Genomic DNA, 17,166 nt, shown 5'->3' on the forward strand with positions numbered 1-17,166 from the left:
CATGCTGTGGTCATTGTTTAAGATCCTTGTCTTTGTAGCGATTATCGGACTGCTGGCCCTTGGGGGTCATTTCCTGATGCAAACCAGTGGCGGCGTGCAGATTACGGTCGCCGGCACCGAGTTCACCCTGGGACCGTTACAGTCGGTTATTGCGCTGGGCCTGCTGGTTTTTGCTGTTTGGTTGTTCTTCAAACTGCTCAGCCTACTGATCGCGACACTCAAATTCCTTAATGGTGATGAGACAGCCTTGTCCCGCTATTTCGATCGCAGTCGCGAACAGCGTGGCTATCAGGCGCTTGCGGATGGGTTGATGGCGTTGGCTTCGGGTGAAGGGCGTGTGGCCATGACCAAGGCCAACAAGGCCGAAAAACTGCTTAACAAGCCTGAACTGACCAATCTGCTTGTGGCGCAAGCGGCTGAAATGACCGGAAACACCGAAAAGGCGTCCGAGACCTACAAGAAACTCGTCACAAACAACGCAACCCGATTTGTCGGCGTGCGTGGTATCATGAAACAGAAGCTGGCCGAGGGGGATGACGAAACCGCCCGCAAGCTGGCCGAAAAGGCCCTGGCGATCAAACCGCGCCACGAAGAAACGCAGGATGTTTTGTTGAACCTGCAGACCAAGGCGCAGGACTGGGCCGGGGCGCGATCGACTTTGACCTCGAAGTTGAAGGCCGGATACCTGCCGCGTGATGTGTTCAAACGCCGGGATGCCGTTTTGGCCCTGTCCGAAGCAAAGGATGTTTTGGATGAGACCGCCAGCGTCGAACAGCAGGAATATGCAATCGAGGCCAACCGCCTGTCGCCCGATCTGGTACCCGCTGCCGCAATGGCCGCGCGGGCTTACATCGAAAAAGGCAAATCGCGCCCGGCCACCAAGATCCTTAAGAAGGCCTGGGAGGTTCAACCGCATCCCGATTTGGCGCATGCTTTTGCCGAGATCGCCCCGGATGAATCTCCGCAGGATCGGATAAAACGGTTCACTGCTTTAACGCGGGTCCATCCCGAAAACATGGAAACCCGCCTGATTCTGGCCGAGTTGAACATAGTGGCCGAGGACTTTCCCGAGGCACGCCGCGCATTGGGCGATGTTGTCGAAAAACAGGCTGACGCGCGTGGGTATACGTTGATGGCCGCGATTGAGCGGGGCGAGGGTTCCTCGGACGCCGTAGTTCAGGGGTGGCTGGCCAAGGCGCTGAACGCGCCGCGCGGCCCACAATGGGTGTGCGACAATTGTCATGACATTCAGGTCGAATGGGGACCTGTCTGCCAGAATTGCCACAGTTTCGATACGCTGAGTTGGCAGACACCCCAATCCCCTGAAATCGCCAGTGCGACCGGGGTTCATATGCTTCCGCTGATTGTTGGCGCGCTTGAAGATCAGTCTGATTCGGTCGAGATTTCAGAGCCCGAACAATCCGACAGCGCCGAGGTGATCGAGCTTGATGTGGAGCCGGTCGAGGGTCAGGCCGAAAAACAGGCCTGATCTTTCTGTTTCGGCAGGCGATTGTCCCAACCGAATCTGTTTGCTAACGTCAGCCTCGCGTCGGGGAGGGCGCGCAAACCCTAATGCTGGATTACTCGCATAACGCCTGGCTGGTGGCGGCCTCTTTGGCCGTGGCGCTGATGGCCGGGTTTACAGGCCTATATCTGACACATGGCGCGTCCAAACTGGACAACCAGCGCCGCAAATTCATCGTAGCACTTGCAGCCGTTGTACTGGGCGGCGGTATCTGGTCGATGCACTTCGTAGCGATGCTGGGCCTGCAGTTGCCGATCCTGTTTTATTACGACGCCCTGATCACGCTGATTTCGGCATTGGTTGCGATCCTGATGGTGGGTTTGGCGTTGCTGTTGCTGCATTTCCGTCCGCGAACAATGCGCACGATCGTCGGGGCGGGGGTTATTGTGGGTCTGGGCATTGTGGTAATGCACTATGTGGGCATGGCAGGGATGCAGCTATGTCGCCCGGTTTACAATGCGCTGGACGTAGTGATTGCAGCCATGGCGTCGGTGGTTCTGTCGGTGCTTGCGATCTGGGTCGCCTATGACAACCGGACCCAGCGTAACATCCTGCTGGGCACGGTGTGTTTCGGCTTGGCCGTATTCACCATGCATTTCGTTGCCACCGGGCTGACCGATTTTGTCGCCAGCGAAAATGCAGGGGGTGCAGGACCGGCGCTCAACAATCAGGTGCTGGCCATGGGTGTCACGGTTTCCGTGTTTCTGATCTGCGGTGCCTTTCTTCTGACTGGGATTACCTTCATCGGGCCCGAGGCAGAGGTCGCACCAGTGCCCAGCGCCCCGGACCCTATTCCCGATCCCCAGGTCACTCTTCCCCGCGCGGGCATTCCGTTCGAACGCGAGGGCCAGACGTTTTTCTCCGCGCCCGGAAAGATCGCAGCGATCCGGGCCGAAGGACATTACACTATTCTGTACATGGACGCAGAGAAACTGTTTTGCCCATGGTCGATAACCGAGGCTGAGGCCCGCCTGAAACCCGATGGCTTTCTCAGGGCGCATCGCAGCTATTTGGTGAACCCAAAACACGTGTCCAGTTTTGAGCGGCACAAGGACAACGGGACCTGCTATTTCGATGGTATCGATGCGTTGACCAAGGTCCCCGTCAGCCGTTCCCGCTTGGCGGATATCCGTGACGCGCTGGGGTTGTGATCGTCGTTCGTGCAGCTCATTCGCATTTCGTGAAACAGACGGCGCGCTCCGTTCCCGCCTGCTGGCGAGGTTAACGCCACAGCCGCTTTTCTTATCCCAGGTCCCCCAAGGCACAATGTCCGGACCCAGGGAGGAAAACTATGATACCAGCCGGTTTCGAGTATCACCGGCCAGGCGACATCGCCTCGGCCATCGGCATTTTGCAGGAGTATGGAGATGAGGCGCGCGTAATCGCGGGCGGGCACAGCCTGATCCCGATGATGAAACTGCGCATGGCCGAGATGGGTCATCTTGTCGACCTGCAAGCGATCAACGAACTGAAGGGCGTCAACGTTGGTGCTGATACGGTCACTTTGGGCGCGATGGTCACGCAGCACGAGTTGATCACCCATGACGGTCTGGGATCAGCCATTCCCTTGATCCGCGAGGCCGCTTTACAGATTGCAGATCCTCAGGTGCGCTATGTCGGGACTATTGGTGGCAACGTGGCCAACGGCGATCCGGGCAACGACATGCCAGGGCTGATGCAATGTCTGAACGCGACCTTTGAATTGTCGGGCCCCGATGGCACCCGCAGCGTTGCTGCGCGCGAGTTCTATGAGGCGGCTTACTTCACAGCACGTGAGGATGAAGAAATCCTAACACGTATCACGATCCCCGTGCCCGGTGCAGGTGTTGGTCAGGCTTATGAAAAGCAAAAACGCAAGATCGGGGATTATGCAACCGCTGCAGCGGCGGTGATGGTTGGAAACGGTCAAGCCTCTGTCGCGATGACCAATCTGGCTGACACACCAGTCTGGTCCGAAAGTGCCAGCGCAGCATTGGCGGATGGCGATGTCGACGGCTGCGTGGCGGCCATGCTGGACGCCATTGACCCTGTGGCCGACAATCGTGGCCCCGTCGAGTTCAAGAAACATGTGGCCGCCGTGATGCTGCGCCGCGCCATCGCTCGCGCTCAAAGCCGCGCGAGCTGAGGGGAGTAAACCATGTCTAAAATGCACGTAAAACTCACCGTGAACGGCAAGCAGGTCGAAGGCCTCGCGGAACCGCGCACATTGCTTATTCACTTCCTGCGGGAAGATCTGAAAATCACTGGGCCGCATATTGGCTGTGAAACCAGCCATTGTGGGGCCTGCACCGTGGATATCGATGGCAAGTCGGTCAAATCCTGCACCACCTTTGTGGCTCAGGTGAACGGGGCCGATGTCACTACCGTCGAAGGGCTTACAAATGACGATGGCAGCCTTGGTGTGCTGCAAGAGATGTTCCGCGAACATCACGGGCTGCAATGCGGCTTTTGCACTCCGGGTATGATCACCCGCGCACACCGCCTGTTGCAGGAAAATCCGAACCCGTCCGAAGAAGACATTCGCTTTGGCATGGCGGGAAACCTGTGCCGCTGCACCGGATACCAGAACATCGTTAAGGCAATCTCGGCCTCGGCCGACATGCTGAACGCTCAGAAGGAGGCTGCGGAATGAACGACCAGACTCTGACCCCCGAAGAACGCGCCGCCAACCTCAAGGGTATGGGAAGCTCGCGCAAGCGCGTCGAGGACGTGCGCTTTACCCAAGGCAAAGGAAACTATGTCGACGACATCAAGCTGGACGGGATGCTGTTTGGCGACTTTGTTCGATCTCCCTATGCCCATGCGCGCGTGAAAAGCGTGAACAAAGAGGCGGCACTGGCGCTGCCCGGTGTGATCGCCGTTCTGACCGCCGAAGATCTGTCGCCGCTGGGTCTGCATTGGATGCCGACGCTGGCCGGTGACAAGCAGATGGTGCTCGCCGATGGCAAGGTCCTGTTTCAGGGCCAGGAGGTCGCCTATGTCGTCGCCGAAGATCGTTACATCGCTGCGGATGCGGTGGAACTGGTCGAGGTTGACTATGAAGAACTGCCAGTTCTGACCGACCCGTTCGAGGCACTGAAATCCGATGTTGTCCTGCGTGAAGACCTTGAAGGGCAGACCGAGGGCGCGCACGGACCGCGCAAGCATCACAACCACATCTTCACCTGGGAACAGGGTGACAAGGAAGCCACCGAAGCCATTCTGGCAGAGGCCGACGTGGTCGCCGAAGAGATGGTCTATTATCACCGCACCCATCCGTGCCCGCTGGAGACCTGCGGCTGCGTCGCGTCGATGGACAAAGTGACCGGCAAGCTGACGCTGTATGGCACATTTCAGGCACCTCATGCGATCCGGACTGTTGTCTCGCTGATCTCGGGCATCGCCGAGCATAATATCCGGGTGATCAGCCCGGATATTGGCGGGGGCTTCGGCAACAAAGTCGGCGCATATGCAGGATACGTCTGCTCAGTCGTGGCCTCGATTGTTACCGGCCAGCCGGTGAAATGGGTCGAGGACCGGATGGAGAACCTGATGTCCACCGCCTTTGCCCGCGACTACTGGATGCAGGGCAAGATCGCGGCGACCAAAGACGGCAAGATCACCGGGCTTTGGTGTCATACGACGGCGGATCACGGGGGGTTTGACGCCTGCGCCGACCCGACCAAGTTCCCGGCAGGGTTCATGAATATCTGCACCGGGTCTTATGACATCCCGACCGCTTATCTAGCTGTGGATGGGGTCTATACCAACAAGGCTCCGGGCGGCGTGGCTTATCGTTGCTCCTTCCGGGTGACCGAAGCCGCCTATTTCATCGAGCGTATGATCGAGGTTCTGGCCATCAAGTTGAACATGGACGCGGCCGAGCTGCGCCGGATCAATTTCATCAGGGCAGATCAGTTCCCGTATCAATCCGCGCTGGGCTGGGAGTATGACTCGGGCGATTACCATACCGCTTGGGACAAGGCGCTGAAGGCGGTTGACTATGAAGGCCTGCGGGCCGAGCAAGCGCAGCGGATTGAGGATTTCAAAGCTGGCAAGACCCGCAAGCTGCTGGGCATCGGTCTGACGCATTTCACCGAGATCGTCGGCGCTGGACCAGTGAAGAACTGCGATATCCTTGGGCTGGGTATGTTCGATTCATGCGAGATCCGCATCCATCCAACCGGGTCGGCCATCGCGCGCCTGGGCACGATCAGCCAAGGCCAGGGCCACGCCACGACCTTTGCCCAGATCATCGCCAGTGAGATCGGCCTGCCCGCCGATGACATCACGCTGGAGGAAGGCGACACCGATACCGCGCCTTATGGGCTTGGGACTTACGGGTCGAGATCTACTCCGGTCGCGGGGGCTGCAACGGCAATGGCTGCGCGGAAAATCCGCGCCAAGGCACAGATGATCGCGGCCTATTTGCTGGAAGTTCACGACAACGACGTTGAGTGGGATGTGGATCGCTTTGCTGTCAAAGGCGCGCCCGAACGGTTCAAGACCATGAAGGAAATCGCCTTCGCCGCTTACAATCAGGCCATACCGGGGCTGGAACCCGGTCTGGAGGCCGTCAGCTATTATGACCCGCCGAATATGACCTATCCGTTTGGGGCCTATATCTGTGTCATGGAGATCGATGTTGATACCGGCGAGTGGGATGTCCGGCAGTTCTATGCGCTTGACGATTGCGGCACGCGGATCAACCCGATGATCATCGAAGGGCAGGTCCATGGTGGCGTGACTGAGGCACTGGCCATCGCGATGGGGCAGGAGATTGCCTATGACGAGATGGGCAACGTCAAGACCGCGACGCTGATGGATTTCTTCATTCCAACCGCGTGGGAGACGCCAAATTATACCACCGATCACACGGTGACGCCGTCTCCGCATCATCCGATTGGGGCGAAGGGTGTGGGGGAAAGCCCGAACGTGGGCGGTGTACCTGCGTTTTCGAATGCGGTGCATGATGCCTTCCGCCCATTTGGTTTGGTTCAGAGCCACATGCCGCATGATCATTGGCGGATCTGGAAGATTGCCAACGGCCTGGGGATGCACGGCTAATCGGTTTCGAACCGGCTGTCGCCGGTCCGACCGAACGGAGGGGGTTCTACCCCCTCCGAAACCTCCCCCGGGATATTTTGGGCCAGATGAAGATGGGATCCTGGTTTTGACTTTGAGTGACGTGAAGAACGGGTTGGCCGCACAGGGCTATGTCGCCGATGATCGGTTGGCGATGGCGTTGCATTTGGCGCAGGACCTGGGGCGACCCTTACTGCTCGAAGGTCCGGCGGGTGTGGGAAAGACCGAGGTTGCTAAGGCTGTGGCGGGCTCGCGCGATACCCGTTTGATCCGGTTGCAATGTTACGAGGGGCTGGACGCCAGCCACGCTATCTATGAATGGAACTATCAGCGCCAGCTTTTGGCCATTCGTGCCAGTGAAGCGCAGGGAGGAACCAGCGAGGCGCAGTTGTTTACAGATGACTATCTGCTGAAACGGCCCTTATTAGAGGCTATTTCCGCCACAGTTCCGCCTGTTCTGCTGATCGATGAGATTGATCGGGCGGATGAGGAATTTGAGGCGTATCTGCTGGAGATACTGTCCGACTTTCAGATTACGATTCCTGAACTGGGAACAGTCACGGCACGCGCGCGGCCGATTGTGATCCTGACTGCGAATGGAACGCGTGACCTGTCGGATGCGTTGCGGCGGCGGTGCCTTTACAGCTTCCTCGACTACCCGTCTCAGGAAACTGAATTGGCGATCCTGCAGGCCCGAATGCCCGATGTCGAGGCAACACTGGCGCAACAGATCGTTGGCGTTGTGCAGGCACTAAGGAAGGAAGATCTGGAGAAAACACCAGGCATTGCCGAGATGTTGGATTGGGCGGCTGCTTTGTCAGGATTGGGGGTCAATGACCTTGCCCAATCACGCGAAGAGGTGCAGGCAACCCTGGTTTGTCTTCTTAAAACCGCCGCAGATTACGACGCCGCCCCGCCCGAGGTAATGGATCGGCTGATTGGAAAGGTGGCATAATGCAGGTCACCCGATTTCCTGCTCGTGCGCATGGGCTTGCGGATCGCATGTCCGGTTTCATTGCGCATTTGCGGATGAATGGTCTGCGCGTTGGCCCAAAGGAAACCGGGGACGCGCTTTCTGTATTGTCGGCGATTGATGCGACCGATGCAGGGCAGGCCCGGCAGGCACTGTGTGCATTACTGGCCGGGGATGCCGAGGATTGGCGCCGCTTTGATGAGTTGTTTGACGCCTATTGGTTCAATGCCGGAAAGCAGCGGGTGGGCACAGCACAGACGGCGCACGTTCGGGTGCAATCGGCGAAACCCATGATCTGGCAAGCGCAGGATCAAGAAGGCAAGGACACTCAATCCGACACAGATCAGGCCACCACTCCTGATCCGAGCGACGGGGAGGCCAAGGGGATGGACGGGAAGCTGATTGCGACCCGCACGGCCAACCTGTCGCGTCGGGATTTGCGCGAAATCATGGATGAAGAGGCTCTAAAACAGGCGGAATCGGCGGCTTTGGCCCTTGCGCGTGCCATTCGGGATCGCCGTTCGCGCAGGCGCAAGCAGTCTCGCAGAGGGCCAGCCCTGGATATGCGCCGGATCCAGCGTGCCAGCCTTGCACGGGGCGGTGAGCCAATGGACCTGTTTCATAAAGCTCGACCGCCGCGCCCAATGCGGATTGTGGCGCTGTGCGACGTGAGCGGATCGATGACGGTGTATTCCCGGGTCTTTCTCGCCTTTCTCAAGGGTCTGATCGGTACTGGGACTGAGGCCGACGCCTATCTCTTCCACACGAGGTTGATGCGTGTCACCGATGCGTTGCGCGACCATGACACGCTGCGCGCGGCCGGTCGGTTGTCGTTGATGGCAGAAGGGTTTGGCGGAGGCACGGATATCTCTGGCAGCCTTGAGAGCTTTCTGAACGGGTACGGCGCACGCGCATTGAACGGTCGTACGATCGTTCTGATCCTGTCAGATGGGTATTGCAGCTCAGACCCACAAGCGCTGGGCGATGTACTGGCGCGCATTCGGCGAAAGGCCCGGCGCATCGTCTGGCTGAACCCGTTGAAAGGATGGAAAGATTATCAACCTATTGCCGCTGCGATGCAGGCGGCCGAACCGTACCTGGATGCGCACCTGCCGGCCAACACATTAGAGGCACTGGCGGCATTGGAGCCGCAGTTCCGAAAGCTGTGAAAGGAGCCCATATGGCAAATTTCGACATATTCGACACGATTGATCAACTGCGCCAGACCGGAGAGGCGTTCTGTGTAGCGACCGTATTGCGTACCGCGGATGCGACTTCGGCCAAAGCCGGAGGAAAGGCTGCGATCACGCGAGACGGTCAAATCCTGGGCCATTTGGGTGGCGCCTGTGTTCAACGCGCGGTTCGGTCGTCGGCACATGAGGCGTTGGCCAGTGGCGCACCGCAGATGATCCGGGTCAAACCTTCGAAAAAGGTGGTGAACATGACCGATCCCGATGGCGTACAGACGTTCAGAAGCGGGTGCCCTTCCGGTGGCACGGTTGATCTTTTGGTTGAACCCTATCGGCACGCGCCGCGGTTGGTGATATTTGGCGGGTCTCTCATCGCGACCGCGTTGGCCGCGCATGGCGCATTGGCCGGATTTCGCGTTTGCCTGTCTGATGATGCGGAAACATCCGGCGCATACACCCGTTTTGCGCCAGATAAGACGGCTGATTTGGGCATTGAAGCGCGGGACTTTGTGGTTGTTGCATCGCAGGGCCAAGGGGACAGCGTTGCTCTGAAAGCCGCGTTGGAAACGGGTGCGACCCGTGTTTCGATGGTGGCAAGCCGCCGCAAGGCTGATACTCTGACCGCAAAATTGATCGCGCAGGGAATGGATCCGCTGCAGGTTGCGCGGCTCAAATCTCCAGCAGGTCTGGATATTCACGCGATTGACCCGAACGAGATCGCTTTGTCGATCCTCGCCGAGATCGTGATGTGGCGGAACAGTGACAAATCCACGGAGCGGTCCCATGATGAGAAGCTTGCATAGGCGCCTAAGGGCGTTCTGGCCTGTACAACCTGAAACAACTGCCGAAAAAGCGGCGGAAACCGCACTTCTTGTTTTCCCGAGATGTTGCTGAACAAAGGATAGACTTTGATGGAATTGAGTGACGAAATCCGCATCTCGGCACCGCGCGACGTGGTTTACCGGGCGCTGAATGACCCTGACATCCTGCGTGAGTGCATTCCGGGTTGTGAAGAGCTGATCCAAAACTCGCCTGAAGACCTCGAGGCTAAGGTGGTTTTGAAAATTGGCCCGGTCAAAGCGCGGTTTGCAGGGGAGGTGACGCTGGACACGTCGAACGCACCGGATGGGTTTTCCCTGAGCGGAGAAGGTAAAGGTGGTGCTGCCGGCTTTGCCAAGGGTGGGGCCGAAGTCACGTTGACGGAAGATGGTGCCGAGACATTACTGGCTTACACTGCGAACGTAAGTATCGGAGGCAAGATAGCGCAGCTGGGCAGCCGGTTGATTGCAGGGACTGCCAAGAAACTATCTGGGAAATTCTTCACGCGGTTCGGGGAAATCGTTTCAGAGCAGTCTGCGTCCTGAAGTGCGCGACTAATAGGGGTGTTGGTCACGCCGCTAGTCTGTCAGCGGCCAGCATCTGCTGGTGTAATCCGTCATAGCCTCTGAGATAGGATCGATTGGTTCGGCTGATAAACACGTCAAAGCAAAGGCCAAAAGTTTCCCTCGCTGGGGGCCGACAGCGGTCAAGGCTGTTGCGACATTGAGCCAGCCGACCGATTGGCGGCCACCGTGGGCGGTATCTTGACGACACCGCTGTCATATTTCAAATTACCCTCATGGGGCCGCGAACGCCCCGTGAGGCCTAGGCCCAAGTTTCGCATCCACGACACCCGCAACAGCAGGGAGGATGCGCATGAATACGCACCAGAAATTCAAAACCTATGTTCCCGGCCAACATGTCGTTCGGGGTATCCCGTTCAAAGCTCATAAGATCGACGGCTTTACGCCCGAAATGCTCGAACAGCATTTTGAGCAGGTGTATGGCGGCGCGGTTCGCCGCTTGAACGAGATCGAAAAGCAGATTGCGAGGGATGATCGCAACGATGCTCTGCTCGCAGAGCACCTTACTGTTGCCAACTTGGTCATTCTGCACGAACTACATTTCTTATCCCTTGGCGAAGAAGGCGGTGAAGAGCTATCGGATTCGGCTCTAACACAAGCTATTGAAGCAGTTTTTGGCAGCGTCGCAGCCTGGCGGGTCGAATTCTCGTCAATGGCGACGTTGGGAGAAGGTGGTTGGGCTATTCTGGCGTGGTCGGATCGATTTGGTCGGTTGATGAATGTCAGAACGATCGATAGTGCGCAGTTTCTATCCGATGCGGTTCCTCTTCTTGTGCTCGACATGGGAGAGCACGCCTTTTCCGGTGATTTTGGGTTGGACCGGATGGGTTATGTCTCTGCGTTCCTACAAAGTGTTCATTGGGTGCGCGTGGCGGAACGATTCCACCGATCACTGGGTGGGGCGGTGGTGAATGAGAAAGCCGATCCCAACCAGATTTCGATCAGCGAGCTGAAGGACAGTCTTGACCGCGGCGACGATGTTCTGGTTCTCGATGTACGGCACGATGACGACTGCGAACGATACAGAAACCGAATACCGGGAAGCGAATGGCATGACTCTTTTGATGTTGCTGCGTGGGCCAACGACTTGCCCAAAGATAAGCCAGTCGTGGTTTATTGCATGTATGGTTTCTGGGTCAGTCAAAAGGCAGCGGAGGAACTGCGTATGTACGGCATCAACGCACGTAGCCTTTCAGGCGGTGTTACGGCGTGGCGCGCAATGGGCTACTCAGCGTCAAGCAATATCGAATAGGCGTTACTTTCAGGTGTTCCATTTGATGAGGCTCGCAGTCAATCCGCGAACAATTTCTGTTTTCCAGAAATAAGGTTAGATAAAAGCAAACATATCGAGAGCGCGAGGCGGATTCTAAAACATGGGTATGTTGATCGACGGCCGATGGGACCAAAACGCGGACAGATCAATGCTGTCCGGCACCTACCGCCGAGAAGCTAGTGTTCTGGCTACGATCATTGATGCGGATGTGTTGCATGCTTTGCGGCACGATCCAGATCGGTTTGTGTTGATCGCCTCAGCAAGTTGCCCATGGTCTCATGCGACGGTGATTGTGCGGCAGCTAAGCGAGCTTTCTGACAATGTGCCAATACAATGGGCAGGCGGGCGACGTATCGAAGGCTATGGCCTGCTGCCAGAAGGGCCGATTACGCGATTGGGCAATATCAAACACGCCCATCAGCTCTATTCCCTGACCGATCCCACATACACCGGTCGCGCAACAGTGCCGATGCTATGGGACAGCAAACGTCAGCTGGTGCTGTCCAATTCCTCGGCCGACATAATCTTGGCGTTTAATCAAGCTGGCCGGGGCCCCGAGCTGCGGCCAGACAACTTGGCTAGCGAGATTGATAAGCTGACCAGTCAGATCTTTGATGGCCTGTCAAATGCGGTCTACCGCGCTGGCAAAGCCGAACGACAAGGCGAATACGATGATGCGGTCGACACAGTGTTCGACACAATGGATCGCCTTGAAGATCGATTGATGGATCAGCGCTTTCTCTTTGGAGATGATCTGACGACCGCTGATATTCGCCTTTTTGCTACTCTGGTACGGTTCGATACCGTGTACGCAACGCATTTTCGCTGCACCAGAAAAAGACTGGTGGACTATCCAGCTCTCTGGCGCTTTACGCGCCGTATTTACCAGGGCCCAGGCGTGAAAGAGACTGTTAATTTTGAAGAAATTCGCTTCGGCTATTACGTAAATGACGGAAGCCACAATCCGTTTGGGATAATCGCCCAGCAACCCCAGATAAATTGGGATTGTCGCGACGGGCTTTAAACCATCGCCCAGATCGTGTCCCCCAAGTCATGGCAAGCGCGACCAGGTGGTCAGGTAGCGTTCGAAGATACTCATGAGCGGGCCTCGGATGATTGAACCTGCAGTTTTCCGGATGTCAGTGCCGCAATGGCAACCATCAAAGCGGCCGTGCCCAGCACAAGCGGCAATCCTCCGATCTGGTAAGTCAGGCCGGACAGCACGGTGCCCAGCAACCGACCGGATGCGTTTGCCATGTAATAGAAGCCGACATCCATCGTGACCCGCTCGGCCCGCGTAAAGGACAGGATCAAGTAGGAATGCAGCGAGGAATTGACCGCAAAGATGGCGCCAAAAACCAATAGGCCAATCACCAGTGTGATCGTTAGCCAAGGTTCAGGACCAGAGGTCATCAATACGGCACCCATGAGGGCTGCGGGTACGCAAAACAACAGCGCGGCCCAACTGCGCGCGGCACGGATCAGGTCGTCTTCGGATCGCTCAGCGGCGCGCAGGATCTTTGGCGCGCTGGCCTGGACCGCTCCGTAGAGGATAACCCAAACGGCCATGAACGTGCCGATCATGAAGAACGCTGCTCGATTACCGTCTTCCGTTCCGTCGGACAGAACGGCGTAGAAATAGATCGGGATGCCAACGACAAACCAAACGTCGCGCGCACCGAACAGAAAGACGCGCGCCGCCGACAGCCAGTTTACATTGGCAGATTTCGAAAACACCTCGGAGAATTTCGCGCCTTTGCGGCCCTTGGGCAGGCCAGACGGCATCAGGATCGCAACTGCGATCAGGATCGCACCCAGCACGACCGCCATGACCAGAACGGCCCAGATGAATCCTAAAGTCGCCAGCAGTGCCGCGCCCAACAGGAACCCAAGGCCTTTGACTGCGTTTTTGGATCCGGTCAGCACAGCGACCCAGCGGAACAATCCGCCGCCCTCAGTCGGTGCCAGCAGTTTCACGGCGGATTTCGAGGACATCTTGGCCAGATCCTTGGCGACCCCGCTGGCCCCTTGCACGATCATCACAAAGGCAACCGAAACCCCGACGGTCCAGCCCGGATCAAGCTGCGTCAGCGTCAGCAGCGCTAAAACCTGCAGGCCAAGCCCAGCATACAGGGTCGAGGTCAGCCCAAAACGTGCCGCGATCCACCCCGCCGCAAGGTTGGTGGCCATCCCCGCAATCTCGTAGAGCACGAATAGATAGGCCAGCTGAACCGGTGAGAAGCCCAGAGTGTGAAAGTGCAACAGCACCAACATTCTGAGTGCTCCATCGGTCAACATAAAGGCCCAATAAGCCGCAGTGACTGCGATGTAGGCCGACAGCCCCTCGGGCCGTTGGGTCACAGCGAGGCACCAACCATCAGGGCAACATCGACCAGACGATGCGCATAGCCCATTTCATTGTCGTACCACGCGTAGATCTTCACCTGCGTGCCGTTCACCACCATGGTCGAGGGAGCATCGATGATCGAAGACCGTTCATCATTGGTGTAATCGGTCGAAACCAGCGGGCGGGTTTCGTAGCCGAGAATTCCCTTCAACGGGCCGTCGGCCGCGACCTTGAAGAAGCTGTTGACCTCTTCCGCCGTGGTCTCCCGTTCGACCTCGAAAACGCAATCGGTCAGTGATGCGTTCAGTAGCGGAACGCGCACCGCGTGGCCATTCAGTCGCCCGGTGAGCTCGGGGTAGATCAGGGTGATGGCCGTGGCCGACCCGGTGGTGGTCGGGATCAAAGAGTTCAGCGCAGACCGCGCGCGGCGCAGGTCTTTTGCCGGACGGTCCACGATGGTCTGCGTATTGGTCACATCATGGATTGTAGTGATTGACCCGTGGCGGATGCCGAGGTTTTCGTGGATGACCTTGACCACCGGGGCCAGGCAATTGGTGGTGCATGAGGCGGCCGTCACGATGCGGTGCGCGGATGGATCATAGGTTTCTTCATTGACACCGCAGACGATATTGGCCGTTGGACCATCTTTGACAGGCGCCGAGACGACAACCTTCTTTACGCCCGCTTCGAAGTACGGGGCTAGTTTTGCCTCGGTCTTGAAGACGCCGGTGCAGTCGATCACCACGTCGACCCCGTCCAGAGGCAGGGCGTTCAGGTCTTTGACACCGATAAAAGGCAGGCGGGTTCCGTTGATTGTGACACTGTTTTCGTCATGCGTGAATGTGGCATCCCAACGTCCGTGAACGGTGTCGAACTCCAGCAGGTGGGCATGCATTTCCGGATCACCTACTGCATCGTTGATCCAGGCAATCTTTGCACCCTTCTCTAACAAGGGTTTCAGGGCGAGCTTTCCGATCCGGCCCAGCCCGTTCACAGCATATGTCGTCATGTCATTTCCTCAGATGGTGTCCTGCCGATGTCATCGACGGCAGATTGCAGCGCTATGCGGTCCAGGCTTTCGACGGGCAGCGATGTAAACGCCTCAATCCGACGTTTCAGCGCCCCGTAAGCGTTCTGGAACGCCAGGCTTTTCTCGGCATCGGTGCCGGTGGCTTTGACCGGATCGACCATGCCCCAATGCCCGCTGATCGGCTGACCTTCCCATGGGGGGTATTCCTCGTTTGCCGCCTGATTGCAGACGGTAAACACGAAATCCATTTCCGGCGCGTCCGACCCGGTGAATTCCGAGATATTCTTTGAGCGCAGTACTGACGTGTCGTGGCCTTTATCTTTCAGGACATGAAGGGCAAACGGGTTCAGCTTGGAGTTGGGCCGTGTTCCCGCAGAAAACACATTGAACTTGTCGCCTGCAATTTCGCGCAGCAGAGTTTCGGCAAAGATTGAGCGGGCGGAATTGCCCACGCAAATGAACAGGACATTAAACTTTCGGTCCGTCATGGCGTCACCTCCTTGGGTGAAGGGCATGCAAAGATCAGGGCGACCACGGCAGCAATCAACGATCAGAAAGTCGAGCATGCGTTGCACGTTTTTCATTTCAACAGAATAGAGCAGAGATGTTCCTGAGCGCGTCTGCGACACCAACCCCGACCGTTGCAGCGCGTTCAGATAATTCGACAGGGTGCTGGGTTTGATACCCAGTTCCGATGAAAGCTCGCCTGCCGGAACAGTGTCAGGAAACCGTCGCATTAACATGCGAAACACGCTGATACGCTGGGGGTGGCCAAGGATGGCTAGCTGATTTGTTATTTCTTCTATCATATTTCATGAAATATAGAATTAATTAGCTTGTGTCGAGTCAGATCTGACAACGCAGATCACAGTTTTTAAGTTCTTATTGAAGCCGTGGCTCTTACACGAGGGAACGATTTCAGAGATTTTCTAAAAACACCAAAACTGGATCAAACTCCGGCAAACAACCACCACATCGAGGCTTGCACTGTTTCAGCCGACCGTTTAAACGATCCGTCGCATCTTTGTTGGATCGCCGAGTTTCGCCGATACAGCAAAGGTCGCCGCTGTAGCTCAGCTGGTAGAGCACGTCATTCGTAATGATGGGGTCGGGGGTTCGAGTCCCTTCAGCGGCACCACGTAATTCCAAAACAACAACCGACAGTTGGCGCGGTTATTTAGGGCGTATTGTGTCTGCCTTCGGATCCACCTGTTGTTCTGGGCGCGTCCCGTGATCTTGCCATTGGTCGGGCATGCATAGTCGACGGATCGGTCAGCAGTTACCCGGTGATTGGGGATATTCCCCCGGCGAATGCTGCCAGTATTGGCGCGGCCAGTGCAAAGCCAGCACGTATGATGTCGCCCGTACCCTCGGCGAGCTTGTGTGAAGACCTCCACTCTTCAATGTCAAAGGCATCCTCTGCATCACTTTCCCGGCTTGCGGCGATTGCAAGGTTGGCAATCCTTCCATCAAGTATGACGGCCACGGGAAGGAAATAGCTCAACATCAACAAGCAGAAATAGGTTCCCGTAAAAAGTGCGGATGCGGTCACCAGTGAATTGTAGGCGGCTTTTTCAGAATCCGAGATCACGGGCAAGGGCCAGTACATCCAGCTTGCAGCGAAAAACATGCCAAAGGTGAGGATGAGACTGGACAGATATAGTTGTTGCCGCATCTGACGCAGGTTCTTCGCCAGCTCTGCGGCCGTTTCTTCGATGCTACGGGTTTCGCGGGATCCTAGGCACAGGATCATACCAACGATCAATGACCCAATGGCAAGCCCGGCGAGTGCATTGATCACGTCCAAAATGCGCCTGAACAAGGTAAACACCGGCATGTCCCCGCATTTTCCCAGCAACCAGGAATCCTCAGGGTCGATACACCCGGGCAGAGTGCCCTGAGACAAGGCCGATTCAAATACGGCCTTGCCAACCTGGTGATAGATTTGCGGGGTCTTGGACGCCATATGTTGTTGGACAGTGGGCACGATGGCCAGAACAAGGATGGTCAGAACAATAGTGATAGCGGTTATTCTGGTTCTGCGTTCCATTGGGCGGATCAAGTTGCGGGCCAACACAGCCACAGGCAACAAGGTGAGGGCTGCAAAAAACCAAGCGGCCGCAAGAAACCGGAACCGCCCAACCGCCTCAAGCCAAGTACGCTCGTCGACAAGAATGCTGACGGGGACGTCCAATTCGGTCGCAATCATGTGCTTTTGGATGATCTCATGCAGCGCAAAAACACAAACTGGTAGCAACGCAATTGCGAAATAACCCAGTCTAACTCGACGTTTAGTCACGTCGTCCCCTTCTTGTTTCGGCACTCCACGACAAGAAGGGTAACATGAATTCGACGCGTCGG

The 17,166-nt window shown here is 57.0% G+C and carries 15 protein-coding genes and 1 tRNA gene; 12 read left to right on the forward strand and 4 right to left on the reverse strand.

Features of this window, described 5'->3' with window-relative positions; translation table 11 throughout:
• Position 1: 1 nt before the first annotated feature.
• The 11 genes from ACR0BU_RS11835 (at position 2) to ACR0BU_RS11885 (ending at position 12,452) form a co-directional block, all read left to right on the forward strand.
• Positions 2–1,489 carry a heme biosynthesis protein HemY gene (locus ACR0BU_RS11835; protein WP_298937892.1) on the forward strand — a complete coding sequence of 496 codons (1,488 nt, stop codon included), beginning with the start codon at positions 2–4 and terminating at the stop codon, positions 1,487–1,489.
• Positions 1,490–1,572: 83 nt separating this feature from the next.
• Positions 1,573–2,676, forward strand: coding sequence for an MHYT domain-containing protein (locus ACR0BU_RS11840; protein ID WP_480737378.1), 1,104 nt, complete (start codon positions 1,573–1,575; stop codon positions 2,674–2,676).
• A 140-nt stretch (positions 2,677–2,816) separates the two neighbouring features.
• Complete coding sequence (locus ACR0BU_RS11845) at positions 2,817–3,650, forward strand: FAD binding domain-containing protein (protein ID WP_298937894.1); 834 nt, start codon at positions 2,817–2,819, stop codon at positions 3,648–3,650.
• Between the two features lie 12 nt (positions 3,651–3,662).
• Complete coding sequence (locus ACR0BU_RS11850; RefSeq protein WP_170667693.1) at positions 3,663–4,157, forward strand: (2Fe-2S)-binding protein; 495 nt, start codon at positions 3,663–3,665, stop codon at positions 4,155–4,157.
• Complete coding sequence (locus ACR0BU_RS11855) at positions 4,154–6,571, forward strand: aerobic carbon-monoxide dehydrogenase large subunit (RefSeq protein WP_480737376.1); 2,418 nt, start codon at positions 4,154–4,156, stop codon at positions 6,569–6,571. Before ACR0BU_RS11850 ends, ACR0BU_RS11855 begins: the two co-directional genes overlap by 4 nt.
• A 106-nt stretch (positions 6,572–6,677) precedes the next feature.
• A complete protein-coding gene (locus ACR0BU_RS11860; RefSeq protein WP_480737374.1) occupies positions 6,678–7,544 on the forward strand; it encodes an AAA family ATPase in 867 nt (288 codons plus the stop codon).
• On the forward strand, positions 7,544–8,731 hold the full coding sequence (locus tag ACR0BU_RS11865; RefSeq protein ID WP_480737372.1) for a vWA domain-containing protein: 1,188 nt from the start codon (positions 7,544–7,546) through the stop codon (positions 8,729–8,731). Before ACR0BU_RS11860 ends, ACR0BU_RS11865 begins: the two co-directional genes overlap by 1 nt.
• 11 nt (positions 8,732–8,742) lie before the next feature.
• Positions 8,743–9,555 (forward strand): XdhC family protein, encoded by an 813-nt coding sequence (locus ACR0BU_RS11870; protein WP_480737371.1) that lies wholly within the window; start codon positions 8,743–8,745, stop codon positions 9,553–9,555.
• Positions 9,556–9,663: 108 nt separating this feature from the next.
• Positions 9,664–10,116, forward strand: coding sequence for an SRPBCC family protein (locus ACR0BU_RS11875; protein ID WP_298937901.1), 453 nt, complete (start codon positions 9,664–9,666; stop codon positions 10,114–10,116).
• Between the two features lie 331 nt (positions 10,117–10,447).
• Positions 10,448–11,407 carry a Fe-Mn family superoxide dismutase gene (locus tag ACR0BU_RS11880; RefSeq protein WP_480737369.1) on the forward strand — a complete coding sequence of 320 codons (960 nt, stop codon included), beginning with the start codon at positions 10,448–10,450 and terminating at the stop codon, positions 11,405–11,407.
• A 121-nt stretch (positions 11,408–11,528) separates the two neighbouring features.
• On the forward strand, positions 11,529–12,452 hold the full coding sequence (locus tag ACR0BU_RS11885; protein WP_298937903.1) for a glutathione S-transferase C-terminal domain-containing protein: 924 nt from the start codon (positions 11,529–11,531) through the stop codon (positions 12,450–12,452).
• A 71-nt stretch (positions 12,453–12,523) separates the two neighbouring features.
• Here ACR0BU_RS11885 and arsJ read toward each other — a convergent pair whose 3' ends face one another.
• Genes arsJ through ACR0BU_RS11900 form a run of 3 tightly spaced genes read right to left on the reverse strand, consistent with a single transcriptional unit; the run spans position 12,524 to position 15,614 of the window.
• Positions 12,524–13,789: an organoarsenical effux MFS transporter ArsJ gene (gene arsJ / locus ACR0BU_RS11890; RefSeq protein WP_480737368.1), complete on the reverse strand. Its 1,266-nt coding sequence runs from the start codon at positions 13,787–13,789 to the stop codon at positions 12,524–12,526.
• Entirely contained in the window at positions 13,786–14,784 is a 999-nt protein-coding gene (locus tag ACR0BU_RS11895; RefSeq protein WP_299085017.1) for an ArsJ-associated glyceraldehyde-3-phosphate dehydrogenase, read from the reverse strand. Before ACR0BU_RS11895 ends, arsJ begins: the two co-directional genes overlap by 4 nt.
• On the reverse strand, positions 14,781–15,614 hold the full coding sequence (locus tag ACR0BU_RS11900; RefSeq protein ID WP_480737367.1) for an arsenate reductase/protein-tyrosine-phosphatase family protein: 834 nt from the start codon (positions 15,612–15,614) through the stop codon (positions 14,781–14,783). Before ACR0BU_RS11900 ends, ACR0BU_RS11895 begins: the two co-directional genes overlap by 4 nt.
• Before the next feature lie 253 nt (positions 15,615–15,867).
• Between ACR0BU_RS11900 and ACR0BU_RS11905 the strand changes: the two genes are divergently transcribed.
• A tRNA-Thr gene (locus ACR0BU_RS11905) sits at positions 15,868–15,943 on the forward strand.
• Between the two features lie 141 nt (positions 15,944–16,084).
• Here ACR0BU_RS11905 and ACR0BU_RS11910 read toward each other — a convergent pair.
• Positions 16,085–17,104 (reverse strand): hypothetical protein, encoded by a 1,020-nt coding sequence (locus ACR0BU_RS11910; protein ID WP_298937907.1) that lies wholly within the window; start codon positions 17,102–17,104, stop codon positions 16,085–16,087.
• Positions 17,105–17,166 lie beyond the last annotated feature (62 nt).

The organism is Ruegeria sp. CK2 (genome assembly GCF_056536585.1).